Origin of the sequence: Chitinophaga varians (assembly GCF_014529945.1) — a bacterium.
Taxonomy (GTDB): Bacteria; Bacteroidota; Bacteroidia; order Chitinophagales; family Chitinophagaceae; genus Chitinophaga; species Chitinophaga varians.
The window spans coordinates 978,698-997,885 of the sequence record NZ_JACVFB010000002.1 but is presented as its reverse complement, the minus strand read 5'-3'; the positions used below and the strand labels follow the sequence as shown (position 1 = coordinate 997,885).

Sequence of the window (19,188 nt, the reverse complement as noted above, 5' to 3'; positions counted from 1 at the left end):
GCGGGGCTTTTTTAATTGTAAAAATCATGAAACAGTCAACGATATATCATATTCATTTTAGCATACAGCCAATAGGCCGTAAGCAGCATTATGCCCAAAAACGACAACGACTTCGGTAGAAACCCCACACGCATGATGGCGTGAAAGTAATCTGAAACCGGTCGTTGTAAAATGACCGGTTTTTTTGTTGCCCCAAAAGTCCGGCCTGTAGCTCAACGGTGAGAGCGGCTGCCTTATATGCAGTGTGTTACTGGTTCGAATCCAGTCTGGCCGACAAAAAAATGGGTAAGGTAGTTCAATGGCAGAACACCCGATTGTGGATCGGAGGATCAGGGTTCGATTCCCGCCTTTACCCCTTATGTGAGTGCTGCGATGACGGCGTATCGCAATGGTCTGTAAAACCATCGCCTTCGGGCTTAGCAGGTTCGAATCCTGCCACTCACACCAAGGCTGTCAGCCGTAAATTCTTCCCCGAAAGGGAAGCAGCTGAATAGTTGTGTACGCAACCCAGGCGCTGGTTTCAAAGAGCCACGCAGTGCAACGGTCGTAACTGGTTGTATGCTGTTGCGGCATCATTGTTTGCTGTGTTTTAATCTATGGGTAAGAGGTTCGATTCCTCTCTGATCTTTTAATCAGTAGCTCATCTGGTAGAGCAATAGAAACAACGGGTTCGATTCCCACCCCGCAAGGGGTAAGCCGATGGTCAGGCAAAGGACTTGAGATCCTTCAGAAGTGCACTGCTTCTCTAAAAAAGTGCTCATCAAAAAAGTCAGGGTTATATGCCCACACCATCGCGTCAAAAGGGCGCAACGGTAAATCCGGTGGACACCAGCAAACGGCTGTATAGATCCGTGTCATTCGTATCATTTGTTACTTTCCTTCCGCCATAACAGCTACGAACACACGAAGTGAAAGCCGTTTCCGTGAAAACGGGAAGGTCACATACACCTGACTTTATTATTTCATCCGCCCCAAAAAACAAAAACATGAAAAGGGTACTCATCAATGCGTATGAAATTGGTCTCGTCTTCAAAAGAGGCGTATACCAACGCATGCTGAAAGCCGGCAGCTACTGGCTGTTTGGCGAAGAGGTGAAAGTGTATAATATCAATACAGCTTTCACGGCACCGGTAGAACTGAACATCCTCCTGCAGGATGCTGCACTCGTCGATGCGCTGCACGTCATTGACGTAAAAGAAACTGAAATTGTATTGCTGTATGAAAACGGCTTGTTGAAACAAGTGCTCACCACCGGAAGATATACTTTCTGGAAAAATCTGATCGAATACAAATTCGTCAGGGCCGATCTCAGCAAAGTGAATATCACGGAGAAAATAGACCGTGCTACGCTCAACCATAAACTGGTAGCTCCTTTCGTAAGATCTACCGTGGTGGAGAACTACGAAAAAGCGGTGCTGCTGATCGACGGTAAATACGAGATCACCCTCTCTCATGGTACCTACTACTGGTGGAAGAATGATATCCCTATCCTCGTCAGCAAGGTAGATATGAGACAGCGCCAGCTGGAAATCAACGGACAGGAGATCCTGACCAAAGACAAAGCTGCGCTGCGTATCAATGCCTGGGCACAGTACCGGACAGAGGATATCGAAAAGGCGCTGCTGCTCAACAAGGACCACGAAAAACAGCTGTATGTCATCTTTCAGCTGGCACTGCGGGAATACATCGCAGCGCTTGGCTTTGATGAGCTGATGGAGAAAAAAGACGCCCTGTCTGCCTTCGTCCTCGATGCTGTTGGCAGCCATGCGGCAGCACTGGGCATCACCGTCACCAGCTTCGGTATCCGGGACATCATCCTGCCCGGCGATGTGAAAGACATCATGAACCAGGTGTTGGTGGCGGAGAAAAAAGCGCAGGCCAATATCATCATGAGAAGGGAAGAAACCGCCAGCACCCGGAGCCTGCTGAATACCGCCAAGCTCATGGAAGATAATCCGATGCTGTTTAAGCTGAAAGAGATGGAATATGTGGAGAAAATAGCGGAGAAAATCAACAACATCAGCGTTTCCGGCAACGGCGTACTGATAGATCAGCTCCGGCAGCTCTTCATCAGCAAATAGTTTTAGAAAAGAGTTAACTTTGCGGTTGACTCTTTTCTAATTTTTCAATTATGCACGGACGTAACCGAAACGATATTTACCCAGGCCTGGAAGTAGCGATCATCCTCAAAAAAGACCAACGCACCGGCAAACGCACCTACGGCATCGTTCAGGACATCCTTACTTCCGCCCCCTTCCATTCCCGCGGTATTAAAGTCCGCCTGGAAGACGGTCAGGTGGGCCGCGTGGCCGAAATCAATGTCACGGCAGAAGACTGACATTTTCCACTACATATAAGTACCAATTATCAGGTGATTGGGCATTCCCCATCACGCAGAAAAGTCGTACTTTGACGACGTTTCAAGAGTGCGAATCTACATGCGTAATATAACCACCCTCAATGATGTTCACCAGCAGTTTGCCGAGTACTTCGAAGTACCGGTACTGAAGCCATATGCTTACCTGTTGTCCAAAAAACTCAGTGAGGGACATATCTGCCTCGATCTGGATGCGATCAGCGAAGAACAGGAAAACCTGCCGGGATTCTACCAGATCCAGGAAAACGGTGCCGCCCCGCTGACCACCATCCCGCTGGTAGGGAAAAACGGCAACGATTCCCAGCCTTTCGTACTCTTTCAAAACAGACTGTACCTGCAACGGTACTACCGCTACGAAACCAGCTTCCTCCAACATATCAACGACTTCCTGGCGGCCGAAAAAACGCTGCTGCAGGAGAGAGTTGCCCTGCTGGAGCAACAGCAGGAACTAATACGACGACTGTTTCCCGCCGGCAATGCCCTTCGCGATGGCGATGACCCGGCCGACTGGCAACTGGCTGCCGCCATCACTGGTGTATTGAACAACTTCACCATCATCACCGGCGGCCCCGGTACGGGGAAAACCACCACCGTGGCCAAACTGCTGGCGATCCTGTACGCTACCGATCCCGCTCTTAAAGTGGCGCTGGCCGCACCTACCGGTAAAGCCGCGGCCAGAATGGCGGAAAGCTTACGCAACACTACTATCCCGGTGAATCCGGCCATTGCGGAAAAATTTCAGGACCTGAGCCCATCGACCATCCACCGGCTGCTCAAGTCCATCAAAAACAGCCCGTATTTCCGGTACAACAAAAAAAATCCGCTCACCTATGATGTTGTCATCATCGATGAGTGTTCTATGATAGATGTGGCCCTCTTCGCCAAACTGCTGGATGCCATCCATCCGCAGACACGCCTCATCCTGCTGGGCGATAAAGACCAGCTGGCCTCCGTAGAAGCGGGAAGCCTGTTCGGCGACCTGTGTCAGGCACAGGAAAAACTGAACATGTTCTCCGGCGACAGACTACAGCTGATCAACCGGTTCATCTCTGATGATCAGCGCACCATACCAGTAGCACAGGCACAAACGCATTCACGGCACCCGCTGTTTGAACATCTCGTGGAACTGCGCCGCAGTCACCGCTTTACCGGCCATACCGGTATTGGTAAGTTCAGTAAAGCGCTGATCCGGAATGATCAGCCGGCTATCCGCAGCTTCTTCGCTGCCGGTGCAGATGATCAGGTGGTCATCGATCAATCCGGCAACGTGGCGCTGTTTGAGAAATTCATCGCAGGGTACGAATCGTTCATCCGTGAACCGGATACCCGCACCGCCCTCCGCAAACTCAACGATCAACGTGTACTCGTAGCAGTAAGGGAAGGAGCACAAGGCCTCTACGCCATCAACCGCGACATCGAGCGATACCTCCATGATCACGGGAAAATCAGGATAACGGCGGAGTTCTATGAAAACCGCCCCATCATCCTCACCCGCAACTATTACGAACACGGGTTGTTTAATGGCGATACCGGCATCATTCGCCCCGACGAAAACGGCGTGCTGATGGCTTGGTTTGAAGACAGTAACGGAGAGCTGAAAGGCGTACTGCCCGGTTATCTCACTCTCGCGGAGACAGCTTTTGCGATGACCATCCACAAAAGCCAGGGTTCTGAATTCGGACAGGTACTGGTAGTGCTACCGGATGCGGCCGATGTGCCCATCCTCACCAGGGAGCTGTTATATACCGCGGTAAGCCGCGCACGCCACAAAGTATACGTGCAGGGCTCCGCAGCAGTAATCCTCGCTGCCGCGGAACGTTTCGTGGCCAGGGCTTCCGGCATTGCCGCCCGCTTCCTGACACAGGCCGGGGATGTCAAAACAGGAAATTAAACATGGCTATATATCTCAAGGTTTCGAACTCGCTCAATAGTCTCGCTGCCGGCCTTTCAGACGATCTGAAAGCCGCGGGCAACGGCGTGTTCCAGCCTCATTATATCATCACCCAGACGGAAGGGATGAACAACTGGCTAAAACTGCAGCTGGCCTATAAAATGGGCATCGCTGCCAATTGCCGGTTTATGAAACCCAACGACCTGCTCTTTCATCTGTACCTGCTGCTGGGCGGCCCCTTTACACAGGTGCTCTCCCCACAGAACCTCAGCTGGCTGCTGTTTAAGCTGATGGGAGAACCTGAATTTGCGGAGAAGTACCCCGAAGTGGCCACCTATTTTAACGAGGGAGAAGGAGAGAGTGAACTGAAACGCATGGGACTCGCCGAAAAAGTGGCCGACTTATTCGACCAGTACCAGGTATACCGCCCCGAGATGATCAAAGAATGGAGCCAGGCCAATCCTGCGCTGCTGAAAGATGATGAATGGCAGGCCTGGCTCTGGGCCAGGGTGAAAGCCGTTTCCGGCAGCGCCCTCCCGGATAAAACGCTGGTAGGCAATTATATCCTTGAAACCCTTTTCTACAAAGGGCCACACGCCGGACTGTCTACCAAAATGCCTGCAGTACACCTGTTCGGGCTGTCTATCATCACCGCCTACCACATCAAGATCCTCCATGAGCTATCTTCTTATATAGATATCCATTTTCATATCATCAACCCGGCACCGGTGGTGTATTGGTTCGATGATAAAAGCGAAAAACAGCTGGCCCGCTGGCGGCAGAAAGGACTGGAAGAACAGAAATCCAGCGATCCGCGCAATGTAGGCAATGCACTGCTCACCGGCTGGGGCCGCGTGATACAGAATACCTTTGGCCTGTTTTTCCAGTATGATGCTTTCATCAATGCCTTTGAGGAAATAGGCATCGAAGAACCGATCCCTGACTCGCTGCTGCATAAAGTGCAGCACGATGTCTTCACCGCAGCCACAGATCACCGTCATCTGCTCAGCCTCGAAGACGTGCAGGACGGCTCCATTACCATCAATTCCTGCTATACCATTGCCCGGGAAGTAGAAGTGCTGTACAACTATCTCGTTCACCTTGTGGACCAGCGACAGGAATACCTTTCCCCCCGCGATATTGTGGTCATGGTAAGTGATATTGATGCCTACGCGCCCTATATCAAGGCGGTATTCAATAACGCCCCCTACAAGTTCCGCTACACCATCGCGGATGAAAGTTATACCGACAACGATAACCTCTTCAACGCCCTCTATGCGCTGCTGACCATCAACGAAGACAACTTCACCGCAGAAGCGGTGATGCAGCTGCTGGACTTTTCCTATATCCGTAACCGTTTTGGGTTAAACGATCCGGTACATCTCAGAAGCATCGTGGAAGCGGCCAATATCCGCTTCGGCATAGAAGGCAAGAAGTCGGAAGAAACCCATTTCGTTAGCTGGCGTTACGGCATACAACGTATCATGTACGGCATCTGTATGAGCGGGGAAGAAGAATACGGCTACGGCGACGACAGCTTTTTCCCGCTGGACGTACAGGAAGGCAGCGATGCCCACGAAACCATCCGTTTCTGCCATTTCGCGGAAGTGCTGATGGCCTCCATCGAAGAACGAAAGAAACTCCGCAGCATCGCTGACTGGGTGAAATATACCGAACAGGTAGTCCATAACCTGGTTTTTGAACAACAGGAAGAAGTAGATGAAGATTATAACGCCCTCATCAAACAACTGACCGACTACCACTCCCTAAATGACTACATGCAGGAACCGGTTGCCTTTGAAGTGTTCAGCCATAGCCTGTTACAGGCACTGACAGGCTCCACCCGCGCCGGGCTGTTCGTCAACGGCGGCATTACCTTCTGTTCGTTGATCCCTATGCGTAGTATCCCCTTTAAAGTGGTGGCGCTCATGGGGCTGAACTTCGATAAGTTCCCCCGCCGGGAGATCAAGTCGAGCTTCAACCTGATGGAAAAACAGTGGCAGCGCGGAGATCGTAACGTGAAAGAAAACGATAAACACCTGTTTCTCGAAACGGTGTTATCCGCTCAACAATATCTCTACGTCAGCTATGTGGGCCGCAATGCCAAAGACAACACGCCGTTGCCACCTTCCGCACTGGTAGATGAACTGGTAGACTACATTATCTCCGGTGTAAAAGATGGCGCGGAGAAAGTGCGCGACCTGCTGATTACACAACAGCCGCTGCAGGGCTTCAGCCGCAAATACAGCATGGGCAACGATCGCCTGTACAGCTACCTGAACAGTCATCAGGACGGAGGAAAGGCGGTCATCAACCAGCAGAAAAAAATCGATCCGGTCACCTTTGAAGAAGTAAACCTCGATGAGTTGGTCAGCTTCTTCAAAAACCCATTCAAAGCCTATTACAACAAGGTGCTGGGCATCTACTATAACGATGAACAAATCCTGCTCAGTGACACCGAACTGTTCAGCCTCGATAATCTCCAGCAATGGAGCATCAAAAATCAATTGCTGCCGGTAACGGAAGCGGACAAACGTATTTTACAGAAAAGGCTGGTAAAAAAGGGGCAGCTGCCGCTTAATAACATGGCGTTTGTGGCCATTCAGCAGGTAGAAGAGCGGGTACACCCCGTGCGCACGCTGTATGAAAACGCCACACAGGGCAGCACCGAACAGAAAGCCTCTTTTGAAACGGATATCGATGGCACATTGCTCAAAGGCAATATCAGCAACATCTACAACGATCAGTTAATACAAATATCCTGGTCGAAGAATGAGACCAAATATATGGTAGAAGCCTACGTGCGCTACCTTGCCGGCATAGCATCCGGCGCTATTAAAGGGATGCAGTATATCTCCGGCGCCAAAAAAGAAGCTATCTTCCAGGCGTCACGGCTTTCCAAAGAAATGGCGTATAGCCGTTTGAGAGAGCTGATGAAAATATATAAATCGGGATTCGGGAAGATTGTTCCTTTTTACCCTGATTTCGGCACTGCGCCTAAAGATCTTCCGGACCTTGACAACAAAGCATTTGATGAGCTGGTGGAGAAAAAACTGAATAATTATCAGTTCCCCTGTAACGATAATTATATCCTCCAGGAATATGAAAAAGGATTTTTCAGCGATGAAACCGTGCTGGCTGACTACAAAAGATTGTGTGAACAACTCATTGTACCGCTGGCTGAAATTTTCCCTGATTATTATGTGTAAACGATGACGGAGAACAGATATCAACATTTCGTAGCAACTGAAGTACCACTGGACGGGAGTAACCTGATAGAAGCCAGTGCCGGCACGGGGAAGACATATTCCATCGCGGTGCTGGTGCTGCGTCTTATTCTGGAGAAAAGATTGTCGGTGAAAGACATCCTGATGGTGACGTTTACCAAAGCCGCGGTAGCGGAGCTGGAAGACCGTATCCGGATCTTCATCCGCAAAGCCTATACCGTGAGCTTCGGCAATCCCGTGGATGACGATACCATCGTGAACCTGGTGTTACAGGCCGTGGACCAATGGGGCGCCATTGAAGTCAATCACCGTCTGCGCGATGCCGTACTATTGCTCGACGAAACCTCCGTTCTCACCATCCACAGCTTCTGTCAGCAAACGCTGAATGAGTTTGCCTTTGAAACAGATCAGCTCTTCGGCGCGGAAATGGTGCCTGATACCACGCCCATCATTGAAAATGAACTGAATAAATTCTGGCGCACGCACATTACCACCCTGCACCCTGTTATACTTCAGATGCTGTGGCGGGAAAGCATGCGCACTGATATCCAGAAGGTATTACAGGAGCATCTCAGCGGAAAAAAATACCTGGGATACCAGCCATGGGAGCGTTATTACATCACCGCCGCCCAACAGCAAGGCTGGCTGGAAGAGCTGGACAATATCCGTCAACAACAAACAGCTGCTGAAACAGCGCTGCATGCATACATTCTTCAAAACAGGGAAGATCTTATCACAGCCTGTAATACCAAGGCCAACGCTAAAAAAGATATCCTGCCTAAAATTGATAACCCGGCTGAATTTGCCGGTATTATTCATAAAAGGCGATCATCAGGTTATATCAAAGAACTTTTTCCGGAGATACTGGACCTGATAGATGCGCAGGAAGCTTTCGGGGAGATGATCAGCGCGCATATTGACACGATTCGCCGTCAGTTGAACTGCCTGGCGATACAGGAAGTCGCCGAAGGCGTAAAAGCCTATAAACAGCATAGTAACATGCTGAACTACGATGACCTGATCAGTCACCTGAACATCGCCCTGGTCCAAAAAGACAACCCCGGTCTGGTAGCTTCGCTGCAGAACAAATACAAGGCGGTGTTTGTGGATGAATTCCAGGACACTGACCGTCAGCAGTATGAAATTTTCAACCGGGCTTTCGGTGAAAACACCATCCTGTTCTATATCGGCGACCCTAAGCAAAGTATCTACGCCTGGCGGAAAGCAGACATCTTCACGTACTTCGATGCCCGCAACAGCGTACAGCATCTCTACGACATGAACCACAATTATCGTTCGTCGGAGAACCTGATCGCGGCCATGAATACCTTTTTCAAGCCAACACCGACTTTCGACACCTTTGAATTCGCCGGCGAGAAAGACAGTATTCAGTACATCGACGTGATGGCTCCCGAGGAGCGTAGCAAGGGTTTCCTGTATCACAACGCGGAAAAAGAAGTGCCCATCACCATTTTCAACTGCAAAAATAAAGACACCATCGCCGGCGCTGTAGCCGCACAGGTAGCACAACTGCTGCTCGACCCGGCCTATAAAATCGTTAAAGATAAAACGCAGGAAATCACGCCGGCAGATATCGGTATCCTGGTACGCACCGGCAAGGAAGGCAGGGACATCAAACAAAAGCTGGCCCAGTTAGGCATTCCGGCAGTGACCATCGATGATACCAAAGTCCTCAATACCGCCGAAGCACTTGACGTACTATACCTGCTGGAGGCCATGGAGACACCGGAACGCTCTACCATCAACCGGGCATTGTTATCACCCTTCACCGGCTTCAGCGTACAGGACATTCTGAACCTCGATGATGAAATAGCCCTGACCCGCTTCGGCCACTATCATAACCTGTGGCAGGAAAACGGCGCCTATACTGCGTTGATGACCTTCATCGCCGATTTTGGCGTACGCGGGGTATTGCTCGGCGACCACTCCAAAAACGGCGAACGCGCCATCACCAACCTTTATCAGCTGGCAGAGCTGGTGCACCAGGTACAGAACCGTAAGAACCTCTCTATGCGCGACCTGATCTCCTGGCTGAAACGTGGCATCGACGGGATGCCTGTGGAAGGGGATGAGTACACCCAGCGGGTGGAGAGTGATGAAGAAGCGGTGAATATCGTCACCATTCACAAAAGCAAAGGACTCGATTACCGTATTGTACTGGCGCCCTATCTGGACTTCCGGAATGCTGACAGCGACTTTCTCAGCTTCCGTGATCCTGATACCGGAGATTACATTAACGCTGAAACCAGGCGGGTTTCCCCCGAACAAAAAGCGGCGCAGCAAAGGCAACAGGAGCAGGAAGACCGGCGACTGATTTATGTTGCCATCACCCGCGCCGTGTATAAATGTTATCTGTTTAACAATACCAGCAACAATAAATCCTCGTTCACGAAATTTATGGACGCTTTCCGGCATTACCCGCCGGACCCGCTGCTCATAGAGACCAAAGACAGCCTGCCGCAGGAACCGGAGCAACGGTACCGCAAAAGCAAGCTGGCGCCCAATCGTAACGCTGGCAACGCACCGGTGTCCTTCTTCCTCCGGGAAGAGAACTGGCGCAAGATGAGCTACACCATGCTGGCCGCCAAACCGGAACAGAAGCCCCGTATCCGCAGCGCCCAGCAGGAAAACGAATACGACAACTTTATATTCAACACCCTGCGCAAAGGCGCCAAAACAGGGAACCTGCTGCACTTCATCTTCGAGAATGTTAATTTCTCCGATGATAGTCAATGGGAATATTGGGTCAATGAAGCCATCGCCCGTTTTGTACCGGGACAGGAAGAAATCTATCAGCCTATGTTGCAGGAGCTGCTGCAACATGTGATGCATACCCAGATCAAAGTGGGCAAAACCAGCCTCCAGCTGGCGTCTGTAGGCAGGAACAAACGCCTCGCCGAACTGGAATTTGACTTCCCCGTGCCGCTGTTCCGTGCCAATATGCTGAATACACTCTCCGACAATGAACTAACGGTAACGGTTAAACGATTCTCAGAAGACAGGAACCAGGAACTGGAAGGCATCATGAACGGTAAGATTGACCTGTTCTTTGAGCACCATCACCGGTATTATATTCTCGACTGGAAATCGAATTTCCTTGGCAGCAACGTGGAGGATTATGCGCCGGCAGCACTGGCAGCGGCGATGAACGACAACAACTATCACCTGCAATATTTGATCTATACCGTGGCCGTGAAAAAATATCTCGAAAGCAGGTTACCTGATTTTGACTACCACAAGCACTTTGGCGGTGTGATCTATTGTTTTGTGCGCGGCATTCGTAACAACGGCAACTACGGCATCTTTACCGCCCGGCCGGACCTTGACACCATCACTTTTATAGAAGACATGCTGACAGCCAAAAGCCACCGGTATTAAAGCAGTTTCAGGTCTTTGGTGATCCTGTCAATCTCCGTGTTCAGGTTAGGACCGATCGCACAACAGGTTTTGGTAGGCACACCGCCGAATTCTGTCAGCCCCGAGTCGGTGATCAGCGTGGCATTCAGCCCGTCTTCCACCGCCTGTTGATACACACGCAGCAGTTCTTCTTCCGAATCTACTGACAAGCAGATCTTCGTAAACCCTTTGGTGAACCATTCCTGCACTTCTTCCGGATTACGGATATTGGTCTGTAACGTATTCCCTTCAATGCTTGCTTCGCGGGTCAAAAAAGCAATAGAGGCGTGGGCCCCCTGCGCAATCATTTTTCCTTTTCTCATATTCAGGTCCTTACGCATAACGATGACTTGTTTGACGATTTTCGATGGCATAATCTGGTAATAATTGTTTAAATTACTGTAAATGTAACCCTTATGCTTATACGATCCCTATTACTCATCCTATTCGTACTGCCAGCTACCATTATGGCGCAATCTAAAGAGGCCCTGCTGCAAAAAACATGGGCCGGACCGGAACTCTCTTATGTAGTATTTGACTCCACCACCTGCAGCTTCGATTTTTTTGGTCAGTTTCGCCGGCAAACAGGCTACACTGTACAGGGCGATACTATACGGGTGCTTAACAGATATACGTCTTCCAGAGATCACTTCAGCAAAACACATATTGAAGACCGGGACTTTCTGATCAAACGGCTTACGAAAGACAGCCTGGTACTGGCTCCGGTCAATCAGTATGCCAGGGAACTGGTAAACGGACAACCAGTGCTCTATTATAAAGATATTCAGTTGACCGCCACTGACACTATCCGTTTTGACAGTCTCTTCTTCAGGTCCACCACTTGTTTCGGCACGTGTCCCTCCATCAGGTTGCAGATAGATAATAACAGGCAGCTGAAATTCAGGGGAAGAGAGTACGCTGTGCAACAAGGCGACTTCACGGGCACCTTACCAGATAGTGTTTATCAGGAAGTGCTACGCGGGCTCAGTATAGCAGCACTGGACCAGCTAAAAACCTGGGAACAGCGGGTTGCCGATGCCCCCCGTTACATCTTGATTGTGTGGTATAATCAAAAATGCAGGTACATTGACAACTATTATTTGCCGCTTGGGACGAGGGCATTGATCACATGTTTGCTGAATGTACCGCGGAACACGCCGCTACAGAAAAGCGAGCAGCCATTAGTATTTGTCGATCCTTATACGATCATTAAATAGAGCGGAAGACGGGACTCGAACCCGCTACCTACAGCTTGGGAAGCTGTCGCTCTACCAGGTGAGCTACTTCCGCAGGTATCAACTAAGATAAAAAAAATATGAATACATCGGGCTGATCCAAAAGCAAAGATTTTTTGGGTGGCCTTATAAATTCGTGTCACATTCGTAGTGCATCAGGTGTCTTCTTGTTAAACCAATAACTTTTAAAAGAGACATACTATGGCATTACGTATTTCAAAAGCTACGCTCCCTGCCGAACTGAGGGAAAATATGATCGCACAGATTGGTGCCGTACCCGAACCGGTGGAGGTAGCATGGCACAATCCGCCGGTGGCGCAAGCCAGCCTTCAGTTCGGGCATCAGGTAGGGGAATGGAAAACCGTTGACGAACGCCTTAAGACATTCGCACATATGGCGGTTGCAGCGCAGATTGGCTGCAGCTGGTGCCTCGACATCAACTACTTCATGGCGCAGAACAAACAGCTGGACCCCATAAAGGCCAGCCAGGTACCTCGTTGGCGGGAATCGGACGTATTCGACCCGCTGGAACGGGAAGTACTTGAATATGCCGAAGCCATGACCAATACCCCCACCACCGTCACTGACGAGCTGGCGGCAAGCCTCCTGCAGCAACTGGGCCCCGCTGCGCTGGTGGAGCTCACCGCACTCATTGGCTTTGCTAATTTCGCTTCCAGGGTTAATACAGCCCATGGCATTAAGTCGCAGGGGTATGCCGAGTCCTGCGGGATTCCATTGGCTGAGCGCATCGGAAAAACCAGCTTAATATCGAAATAATGACCCAGGATCCCTTCCTCACGCATCGCAGCCTGTTATTCACGGTGGCTTATGAGATGTTAGGTTCTGCTGCAGACGCAGAAGATGTTGTACAGGAAACGTGGTTACGATGGTCTGCCGTCGATCCATTGCAGGTCCATGACCCGCGGGCCTACCTGGTCAGGATCGTTACACGGCTATCGCTGAATCACATGCGCACTTTGTCACGTCGCCGCGAGGAATACGTTGGCCAGTGGCTGCCGGAGCCGTTGCTGACAAGCGCCGATATGGGCAAAGACCCGGACCTGATGCAACACGTTTCGATGGCCATGTTGATCGTACTCGAAACACTTGGGCCTACGGAGCGGGCGGTGTTCATATTGCACGATGTCTTCGGTATGCCACACGGCGAAATCTCCGAAGTCATCGGCAAGTCTGCCTCCGCTGTCAGACAGATTGCACACAGAGCACGGCAGCACGTGGCAGCACGACAATCACGAAAGCATGTGACCCAGGCCGAGCAACAAGCCGTGGTAGAACGTTTCCTGTCCGCATTGCAGACCGGGCAGCTGCAGCAGCTGATGGAGGTACTGGCGCCGGATGTAGTGCTGACAGCCGATGGCGGCGGACTGGTGCCGGCGGCTAAACTTCCGGTACACGGGGCGGCGCTGATAGCCAGCTTACTGGTTCAGCCCAACCGGCAGGTATCCGCCACCTGCGTATGGCTCAATGGTGAACCAGGCGGCCGTATTGAGATCAACGGCACAACGGCGGCAGTAGGCTTCACGATCGAAAACGGGCTCATCACGCAGATCTATGCTGTCGCCAACCCGGAGAAACTGACGCGACTGGACCAACCGGTTGAGCTGACCAGATAATGAAGTATTGCCCAACGGTGAAGTATCACCGTTGGGCAATGCGTTACCGTTTATACCGATTACGCCAGCAATAAAGGTTCGGTGGAAAAATTACGATATACCCTGCCACGGCCGTAGCCATCGGGATTCACGCAGGAAGGTTTTTTTCTGTTACGGAAAAACACCTGCCTGCCCAGATAAATCGCCCGCTGCAACAGGAAATTGTTGAGCAGAACAGGGGAGGTGATCCGGTGAAAGAGGCGGTTATCTGCCGCCAGCAAAGTATCCCTATCCTGAGGGGTCAGCTGCAGGTAGGCTGTTCCGTTCTCTTTATACAACCGGATATCGTTATCCCTTATTTGGTAAGTGCCGGCATATCTTCTTTTAGGATGTATGTCTTCCAACGTGCTTTCGTAGTGAAACAGGTCGCGGTCAACAAAGAACCGTTCAAAGGTGAAATCATTTTGCAGACAAATCACTTCCGATGTTTGCTCACAGTAATGCCCAACCAATAAATCTTTGATTTTGGAAGTAGTGAATCCCGATGCTACACGCAGGGTATCATCGTGCCGGATGGCTTGCAGAAACGCAGGGTTGCGGATGGTCACTTTCTTCCGTCCCAGTGCCAACAGCCGGCTTTTGAAGTCCTGGTCCTCGTAGCCATAGTCCATCACCCGCTCATCATAACCGTGTAGCTGACGAAAGTCTTCTTTTTTCAGACAGATACGCCCTTGTACGTCCCACCACTTTTTCCCGGGACCGATGCCGGAAGGGGAGAGGAAGGCCGCCGGTTCTTCATTGAAAGAATGGTTCACATAGGCCGTGAAGCCGGCGCCGGTAAAGTTATCAGCATCTATGCTGCAGAGGATATCGCCGGAAGCCAGGCGGAAAGCCATGTTTTTAGCATGGCTCATATGGAAATATACCGGTTCGGGATTATGGTAATACACCAGCAGACCGGCATTGATATATGGAACGAGCGTTTGTTGCGCCCATTCATGGAGATCATCGGAGGACCCATAATTGAGTAACACAAACTCCTGTGGGGCGTATCCCGCATTATCCGCTATATTTCGTAGCAGGGTTTCTTTCAGGTGCATGGTGCGGTTCATACAAACCGTACAGCAGGATATTTTATGTTGCAACATGTTCTTTAATGGATGAGGAGTACGAAATCATAACATCCCCGCAGGCGGATTGGTTGAGGGGCTTGCAAAAATGTGAACTTATCATTAACTTCCGGAAAGGTTCCACGACATACCTCACTGCTGCTTTAGCTTTGCAGCCTTTATATGATTTCTTTTCAACCATTTAATTAACATCCTATGAAGCTACACGCTTATCACCTTCCGCTGGCGCTGTCCCTCTGTCTGGCGGCCTGCAGCAAAAACATGGTGGACCAGACCGCACCCGGCCACACCACTCCGCAACAGCAGACCGCTACCGCAGCTACCCTTGCCGCCAGTACTGTCACCTTTACAGACGAGAGCAGCTTCGTCAACAGCCTGTCGACTTACGGATTTAAAACACCTGATCAACTGGACCTCAACCGGGCAGCAACGACCAGCGGCTACAACACCGTGTACGGGTTTAATATTCCTGCCGCCAATCAGGTCACCGGTTTCAAATGGAACAGCGGCGATGAACAAACACAGGAATGGCGACCACAGGGGATTACAGGTTTTACCTGGGGCGGCAAAAAGTTTCTGCTGGTAACCTGGTACGGCATCGACCCCGGCACCATTGCAGGAATTAACAATCAGCACAAGGGCGTCCGTATTTCACTGGTGGATATCACCAATATGTCCAGCATCACTTACCGGCATATCCTGTTGGTACAAAACGCCGCCAATATGTCTAATTCGGCATTGTACAAAGCTTCCAATCCTTATACCCAGCTGGGCGTATTTTGTCCGGTTACCATCCACGCCGGCGGCGTGGCCTACTATGCGGGCAAAATTTATGTTGCCGATACTAACCTGGGCATCCGCGTTTTTGATCTCAACACCTTTGTATCAGCTGCCGGCGATGCCACCGAAACACGCATTGGCCAGGAAACCAATGGTGATCTCAAAGCATTCAACTATGCTTATATATTGCCTCAGACAGGCTATTACAAAATCACCAACGCTAAACCTTTTTCCTGCATAGAACTGGGAGAAGGCGCTACGCCGGCAGATAAATACCTCTGGACATCTCAGTACATCACCTCTTCCGAAACGGCTACACCGCAGGCATTCGGCTTCCCGATCAATGCAGCAGGACAGGTGAGCACCACTACTCAACCCACCGTGATCGTTCCCAGGGATAATGACAGTGGCAATGTATACGGCATACAAGGCGTTTTCCGGGCAGGCAGTAAAACTTTCATGACCATCACCGGCACCAGCTCCTATCTGGGGTCCACCGCCCGTTTGGTACGCTACAACGACGGCACCGCCGCCGGTACCCGCTACCGCTGGCCTCACGGCGCAGAAGATCTTTTCCGCGACAGCGCCACCGGTTACCTGTGGAATCTTACCGAGTATGAAACCGCGAAATACGGGCAGGACAATCGTGTAGTCTTCGCCGTTAGACTATCGGATTATGATTGATGAACACAATAACAAAAATCATGAAAAAGCATATCGTTCAACCGGTATGCTTTTTTTGTTTAAAGACATCCCACGTCAACACCTTCCTATCTAGCCATATTTATTTTTGTTTCATATATAATTGTTTACCTAATTTCACGCGCTTTTTAGCCACAGTTATGCATTTCAGGCATAACATGATAACTTTTATCACCCTTAAAAAACCATGCTTAAAAGAAGTCGTTAGTCACTAAGATTTATACCATGCTTTAAATAATGTCGCTACCTCCGTCTGTCCGGGGGCTGATATGCTATTCTCCTCACTCTTCACTAAAAATTTGTACAACATGGTTGTATTGACCAAACTGTATGGGCAAACGAGCAATAATTTCCTGCAGTTTATTCACCTGGACTCTTTCTGTCGGGAACACAACATCCCTTTTCACAGTCCCTATTTCAGAAAGTATTTTAAACATTATCCGGCCCTACAGGAATACGGTGTAAACTATTCCAAAGTGCTGATGAAGTTCTTTATCAGAACGAGGTTGTATAAAGTACTAAGCTTTGCAGATATCGAACAGATACCGTTTTACAAAGACATGCTCCGTCGTAAAAAAAGACTTTTTTGCGAAGGATGGTATTTTGAAAGCAAGGAAACGGCCTTCAAAAACAGGAAGCTTTATCAACGCTTGTTTACACCGGATATTGATCAGGAACCATTGCAGCAGCAATACCTGAAGAAACAAAATAATGAAACGATCATCGGGGTGCACATCCGGCGGGGAGATTATAAGGAGTTTCTGAACGGGCAGTATTATTTTGAAGATGATGTTTACATTGATAAGATAAAACAACTCCTGTCGGGCATTGATACGCCTCACAAAATTATCATCTTCTCCAATGACGAAGCACTGAACAAAGCTAATTATACCCGGCATTTTAATGCGGTATTTTCTGACAACCCTGTGCATATTGATCACTTCCTGATGTCGCGCTGTGATTACCTGATAGGGCCGGTCAGCACCTTTACCATGTGGGCCAGTTATATCGGCGAGACGCCATTGTATCATATTCGTACAGCCGGCGACGTTGTATCACCTGATAAGTTTAAAATTTTCGACGAAAACTGGTTTTAATAAAACCAGTTTTTGTTTCTTCAGACTTACTTTCGTATATTAGATTACTGTACTTAACTGCGCCAATAACCCAACAACTCAAATAACCTGGTTTCACGTGTTAACCATGCCACTCTTTTTTTCCTAACCACTCAAAATCCAAAAACATGAAAAAGAAAAAACCTGTATTGAGCCCGAAACTGTTCCTCAACAAGCTCACAATTACCGAATTAACTATTGAACAACAGGCCAAAGTAGCTGGCGGAGCCACCGTAAAACCCATTTGCGGCACCCGTCCAACGGATTGTAGCGCTACTCCGGACCACGTCTGCTGCTAATACACAGTAGCCTGTAATTTTAAAGACATATCCCGTGGCCGGGAGGTGGTTTGTTTTGTCTTAACGCATCCATCTTCCGGAGCGGGATATCTATGTCCGATACCCGGCATTTTGCGTATCTTCACTTTCGTAGAAACGGGATTACCATGGACTTCAGGCTTATCCATCCTATTCAGCCACTGCGAAAATATATCCGTTATTTCTGGATGCTGGAACAGCGCTCCTTCTCTGTCGTGGAAAAGAATTTCAAGATTATGACCGACGGCATACCAGGAATGATCTTTCAGCAGCATCCACAGGCTTTTCGTGATCATTATCAGCAACAACTACCCCCTCTTTTTCTTTACGGTCCCAAGACGCAATACGCCAATATGCAGGTACAGGGAAAGTTCCTGAATGTGGGCGTCAGCTTCCAGCCAGGCGTACTGACCAGCCTCTTTCCGCTGACCACTTACGATCTCACCAATCAGTATACTGATCTTGATGACCTACTCCGTACATCTCTGAGCGAACAACTTTTTCACGCCGGCACCTTCGAGCAAAAGGTACAGATACTGGAGTCCTTTTTCCTGCAACAGCTGAGCAGAAATGACAAGACAGACAGGAAGACCGAATGGGCCATTCACCTGCTACAGCAGGGAAAAACGTTGCCGCAGGTGCAGTCGGCGCTCAATGTTTCGGAGCGTAGCCTGGAGCGCTATTTTAAGCATCACATTGGTGTAACACCGAAAATGTATGCCCGCATTTGTCGCTTCCAGTCGGCACTCGAACTTATTCGTCAGTCCAACTTCGGGTCACTGACAGCCGTCGCGCATCTGCAACAATACTTTGACCAGGCGCATTTTATAAAGGAGTTTCAGCTATTTGCCGGCGCTTCGCCTAAACACTTTCTCCATAAGGCAAAGGAACAACTTCCTAATTTCCCGGAGTGGATGAAGTAGCTGTCGGTTTTTTACAATTCTGCTTTTTCACATCGTTCTAATTTTACATCATCCATCATCTCAAAAAGATAAACAAGATGAAAAACGTAGTGAATTGGTTTGAAATTTATACCACCGACTTTGACAGGGCTAAAAAATTCTACTCGGAAGTTTTGCAGGTTGAGCTAACGGTGACGCCTATACAGAGCGACCGGCACGCCCATATGGATTATGCACTTTTCCCCGGCAAAGAGGAGCATAGCGGCAGTATGGGCGCCCTGGTGAAGCTGGACAAGGTCAATCCCGGCCCGGGCGGCATCCTGGTATATTTCGACACACAAGAGATCAACAGTGAACTAAGCCGGGTAACACCCGCCGGAGGCAACATCCTGCAACCGAAAGTCAACATTGGCGAAGCGGGTTTCATCGCCCTGATAGAAGATACAGAAGGAAATATTATTGGTTTACGTTCAAAAGCATAA

General features: G+C 49.7%; 15 protein-coding genes and 4 tRNA genes. 16 read left to right on the top strand and 3 right to left on the bottom strand.

Going from position 1 to position 19,188, the window contains the following annotated elements:
• The first annotated feature begins 201 nt into the window (after positions 1–201).
• The 8 genes from ICL55_RS11970 (at position 202) to recB (ending at position 10,894) form a co-directional block, all read left to right on the top strand.
• Positions 202–274, top strand: a tRNA-Ile gene (locus ICL55_RS11970).
• A 9-nt stretch (positions 275–283) separates the two neighbouring features.
• A tRNA-His gene (locus tag ICL55_RS11965) sits at positions 284–356 on the top strand.
• A gap of 4 nt (positions 357–360) precedes the next feature.
• Positions 361–447 (top strand) — tRNA-Tyr (locus tag ICL55_RS11960).
• A gap of 539 nt (positions 448–986) precedes the next feature.
• Positions 987–2,081, top strand: a complete 1,095-nt coding sequence (locus ICL55_RS11955; protein ID WP_188097315.1) for a slipin family protein — start codon at positions 987–989, stop codon at positions 2,079–2,081.
• Between the two features lie 50 nt (positions 2,082–2,131).
• Positions 2,132–2,338 carry a YwbE family protein gene (locus tag ICL55_RS11950; protein ID WP_188097313.1) on the top strand — a complete coding sequence of 69 codons (207 nt, stop codon included), beginning with the start codon at positions 2,132–2,134 and terminating at the stop codon, positions 2,336–2,338.
• Between the two features lie 100 nt (positions 2,339–2,438).
• Positions 2,439–4,268, top strand: a complete 1,830-nt coding sequence (gene recD / locus ICL55_RS11945; protein WP_223151419.1) for an exodeoxyribonuclease V subunit alpha — start codon at positions 2,439–2,441, stop codon at positions 4,266–4,268.
• Positions 4,269–4,270: 2 nt separating this feature from the next.
• On the top strand, positions 4,271–7,477 hold the full coding sequence (recC, locus tag ICL55_RS11940) for an exodeoxyribonuclease V subunit gamma (RefSeq protein ID WP_188097311.1): 3,207 nt from the start codon (positions 4,271–4,273) through the stop codon (positions 7,475–7,477).
• A 3-nt stretch (positions 7,478–7,480) separates the two neighbouring features.
• Positions 7,481–10,894 carry an exodeoxyribonuclease V subunit beta gene (gene recB, locus ICL55_RS11935; RefSeq protein ID WP_188097309.1) on the top strand — a complete coding sequence of 1,138 codons (3,414 nt, stop codon included), beginning with the start codon at positions 7,481–7,483 and terminating at the stop codon, positions 10,892–10,894.
• Here recB and pth2 read toward each other — a convergent pair.
• A complete protein-coding gene (gene pth2, locus ICL55_RS11930) occupies positions 10,891–11,286 on the bottom strand; it encodes an aminoacyl-tRNA hydrolase (protein ID WP_188097307.1) in 396 nt (131 codons plus the stop codon). The genes recB and pth2 overlap by 4 nt on opposite strands.
• A gap of 42 nt (positions 11,287–11,328) precedes the next feature.
• On the opposite strand from pth2, the gene ICL55_RS11925 reads away from it, so the two are divergent.
• Complete coding sequence (locus ICL55_RS11925) at positions 11,329–12,129, top strand: DUF6438 domain-containing protein (RefSeq protein WP_188097305.1); 801 nt, start codon at positions 11,329–11,331, stop codon at positions 12,127–12,129.
• On the opposite strand, the gene ICL55_RS11920 is transcribed toward ICL55_RS11925, so the two are convergent.
• Positions 12,130–12,202 (bottom strand) — tRNA-Gly (locus tag ICL55_RS11920).
• A 146-nt stretch (positions 12,203–12,348) separates the two neighbouring features.
• On the opposite strand from ICL55_RS11920, the gene ICL55_RS11915 reads away from it, so the two are divergent.
• Together ICL55_RS11915 and sigJ are read left to right on the top strand one after the other, a co-directional pair.
• Positions 12,349–12,924, top strand: coding sequence for a carboxymuconolactone decarboxylase family protein (locus ICL55_RS11915; RefSeq protein WP_188097303.1), 576 nt, complete (start codon positions 12,349–12,351; stop codon positions 12,922–12,924).
• Positions 12,924–13,781, top strand: coding sequence for an RNA polymerase sigma factor SigJ (sigJ, locus tag ICL55_RS11910; RefSeq protein WP_188097301.1), 858 nt, complete (start codon positions 12,924–12,926; stop codon positions 13,779–13,781). Before ICL55_RS11915 ends, sigJ begins: the two co-directional genes overlap by 1 nt.
• Positions 13,782–13,840: 59 nt before the next feature.
• Here sigJ and ICL55_RS11905 read toward each other — a convergent pair whose 3' ends face one another.
• Positions 13,841–14,908 carry a glycosyltransferase family A protein gene (locus ICL55_RS11905; RefSeq protein ID WP_343067777.1) on the bottom strand — a complete coding sequence of 356 codons (1,068 nt, stop codon included), beginning with the start codon at positions 14,906–14,908 and terminating at the stop codon, positions 13,841–13,843.
• A 177-nt stretch (positions 14,909–15,085) separates the two neighbouring features.
• On the opposite strand from ICL55_RS11905, the gene ICL55_RS11900 reads away from it, so the two are divergent.
• The 5 genes from ICL55_RS11900 (at position 15,086) to ICL55_RS11880 (ending at position 19,188) form a co-directional block, all read left to right on the top strand.
• Positions 15,086–16,354, top strand: a complete 1,269-nt coding sequence (locus ICL55_RS11900; RefSeq protein ID WP_188097297.1) for a hypothetical protein — start codon at positions 15,086–15,088, stop codon at positions 16,352–16,354.
• A 326-nt stretch (positions 16,355–16,680) separates the two neighbouring features.
• A complete protein-coding gene (locus ICL55_RS11895; RefSeq protein WP_188097295.1) occupies positions 16,681–17,469 on the top strand; it encodes an alpha-1,2-fucosyltransferase in 789 nt (262 codons plus the stop codon).
• 146 nt (positions 17,470–17,615) lie between these two features.
• A complete protein-coding gene (locus ICL55_RS11890; RefSeq protein WP_188097293.1) occupies positions 17,616–17,786 on the top strand; it encodes a class I lanthipeptide in 171 nt (56 codons plus the stop codon).
• Positions 17,787–17,932: 146 nt separating this feature from the next.
• The gene (locus ICL55_RS11885; protein ID WP_188097291.1) at positions 17,933–18,727 is read left to right on the top strand and encodes a helix-turn-helix transcriptional regulator; all 795 of its coding nucleotides are present in this window, start codon (positions 17,933–17,935) and stop codon (positions 18,725–18,727) included.
• Positions 18,728–18,804: 77 nt separating this feature from the next.
• Entirely contained in the window at positions 18,805–19,188 is a 384-nt protein-coding gene (locus tag ICL55_RS11880; RefSeq protein WP_188097289.1) for a VOC family protein, read from the top strand.

Excerpts from the sequence above, each read along its gene's own strand:
- ICL55_RS11880 (WP_188097289.1), top strand. The coding sequence starts at position 18,805 with ATGAAAAACGTAGTGAATTGGTTTGAAATTTATACCACCGACTTTGAC.
- pth2 (WP_188097307.1), bottom strand. The coding sequence starts at position 11,286 with ATGCCATCGAAAATCGTCAAACAAGTCATCGTTATGCGTAAGGACCTG.
- recD (WP_223151419.1), top strand. The coding sequence starts at position 2,439 with ATGCGTAATATAACCACCCTCAATGATGTTCACCAGCAGTTTGCCGAG.
- ICL55_RS11905 (WP_343067777.1), bottom strand. The coding sequence starts at position 14,908 with ATGTTGCAACATAAAATATCCTGCTGTACGGTTTGTATGAACCGCACC.
- ICL55_RS11925 (WP_188097305.1), top strand. The coding sequence starts at position 11,329 with ATGCTTATACGATCCCTATTACTCATCCTATTCGTACTGCCAGCTACC.
- recB (WP_188097309.1), top strand. The coding sequence starts at position 7,481 with ATGACGGAGAACAGATATCAACATTTCGTAGCAACTGAAGTACCACTG.
- ICL55_RS11885 (WP_188097291.1), top strand. The coding sequence starts at position 17,933 with ATGGACTTCAGGCTTATCCATCCTATTCAGCCACTGCGAAAATATATC.
- recC (WP_188097311.1), top strand. The coding sequence starts at position 4,271 with ATGGCTATATATCTCAAGGTTTCGAACTCGCTCAATAGTCTCGCTGCC.
- ICL55_RS11890 (WP_188097293.1), top strand. The coding sequence starts at position 17,616 with ATGAAAAAGAAAAAACCTGTATTGAGCCCGAAACTGTTCCTCAACAAG.
- ICL55_RS11955 (WP_188097315.1), top strand. The coding sequence starts at position 987 with ATGAAAAGGGTACTCATCAATGCGTATGAAATTGGTCTCGTCTTCAAA.
- ICL55_RS11950 (WP_188097313.1), top strand. The coding sequence starts at position 2,132 with ATGCACGGACGTAACCGAAACGATATTTACCCAGGCCTGGAAGTAGCG.
- ICL55_RS11900 (WP_188097297.1), top strand. The coding sequence starts at position 15,086 with ATGAAGCTACACGCTTATCACCTTCCGCTGGCGCTGTCCCTCTGTCTG.
- sigJ (WP_188097301.1), top strand. The coding sequence starts at position 12,924 with ATGACCCAGGATCCCTTCCTCACGCATCGCAGCCTGTTATTCACGGTG.
- ICL55_RS11895 (WP_188097295.1), top strand. The coding sequence starts at position 16,681 with ATGGTTGTATTGACCAAACTGTATGGGCAAACGAGCAATAATTTCCTG.
- ICL55_RS11915 (WP_188097303.1), top strand. The coding sequence starts at position 12,349 with ATGGCATTACGTATTTCAAAAGCTACGCTCCCTGCCGAACTGAGGGAA.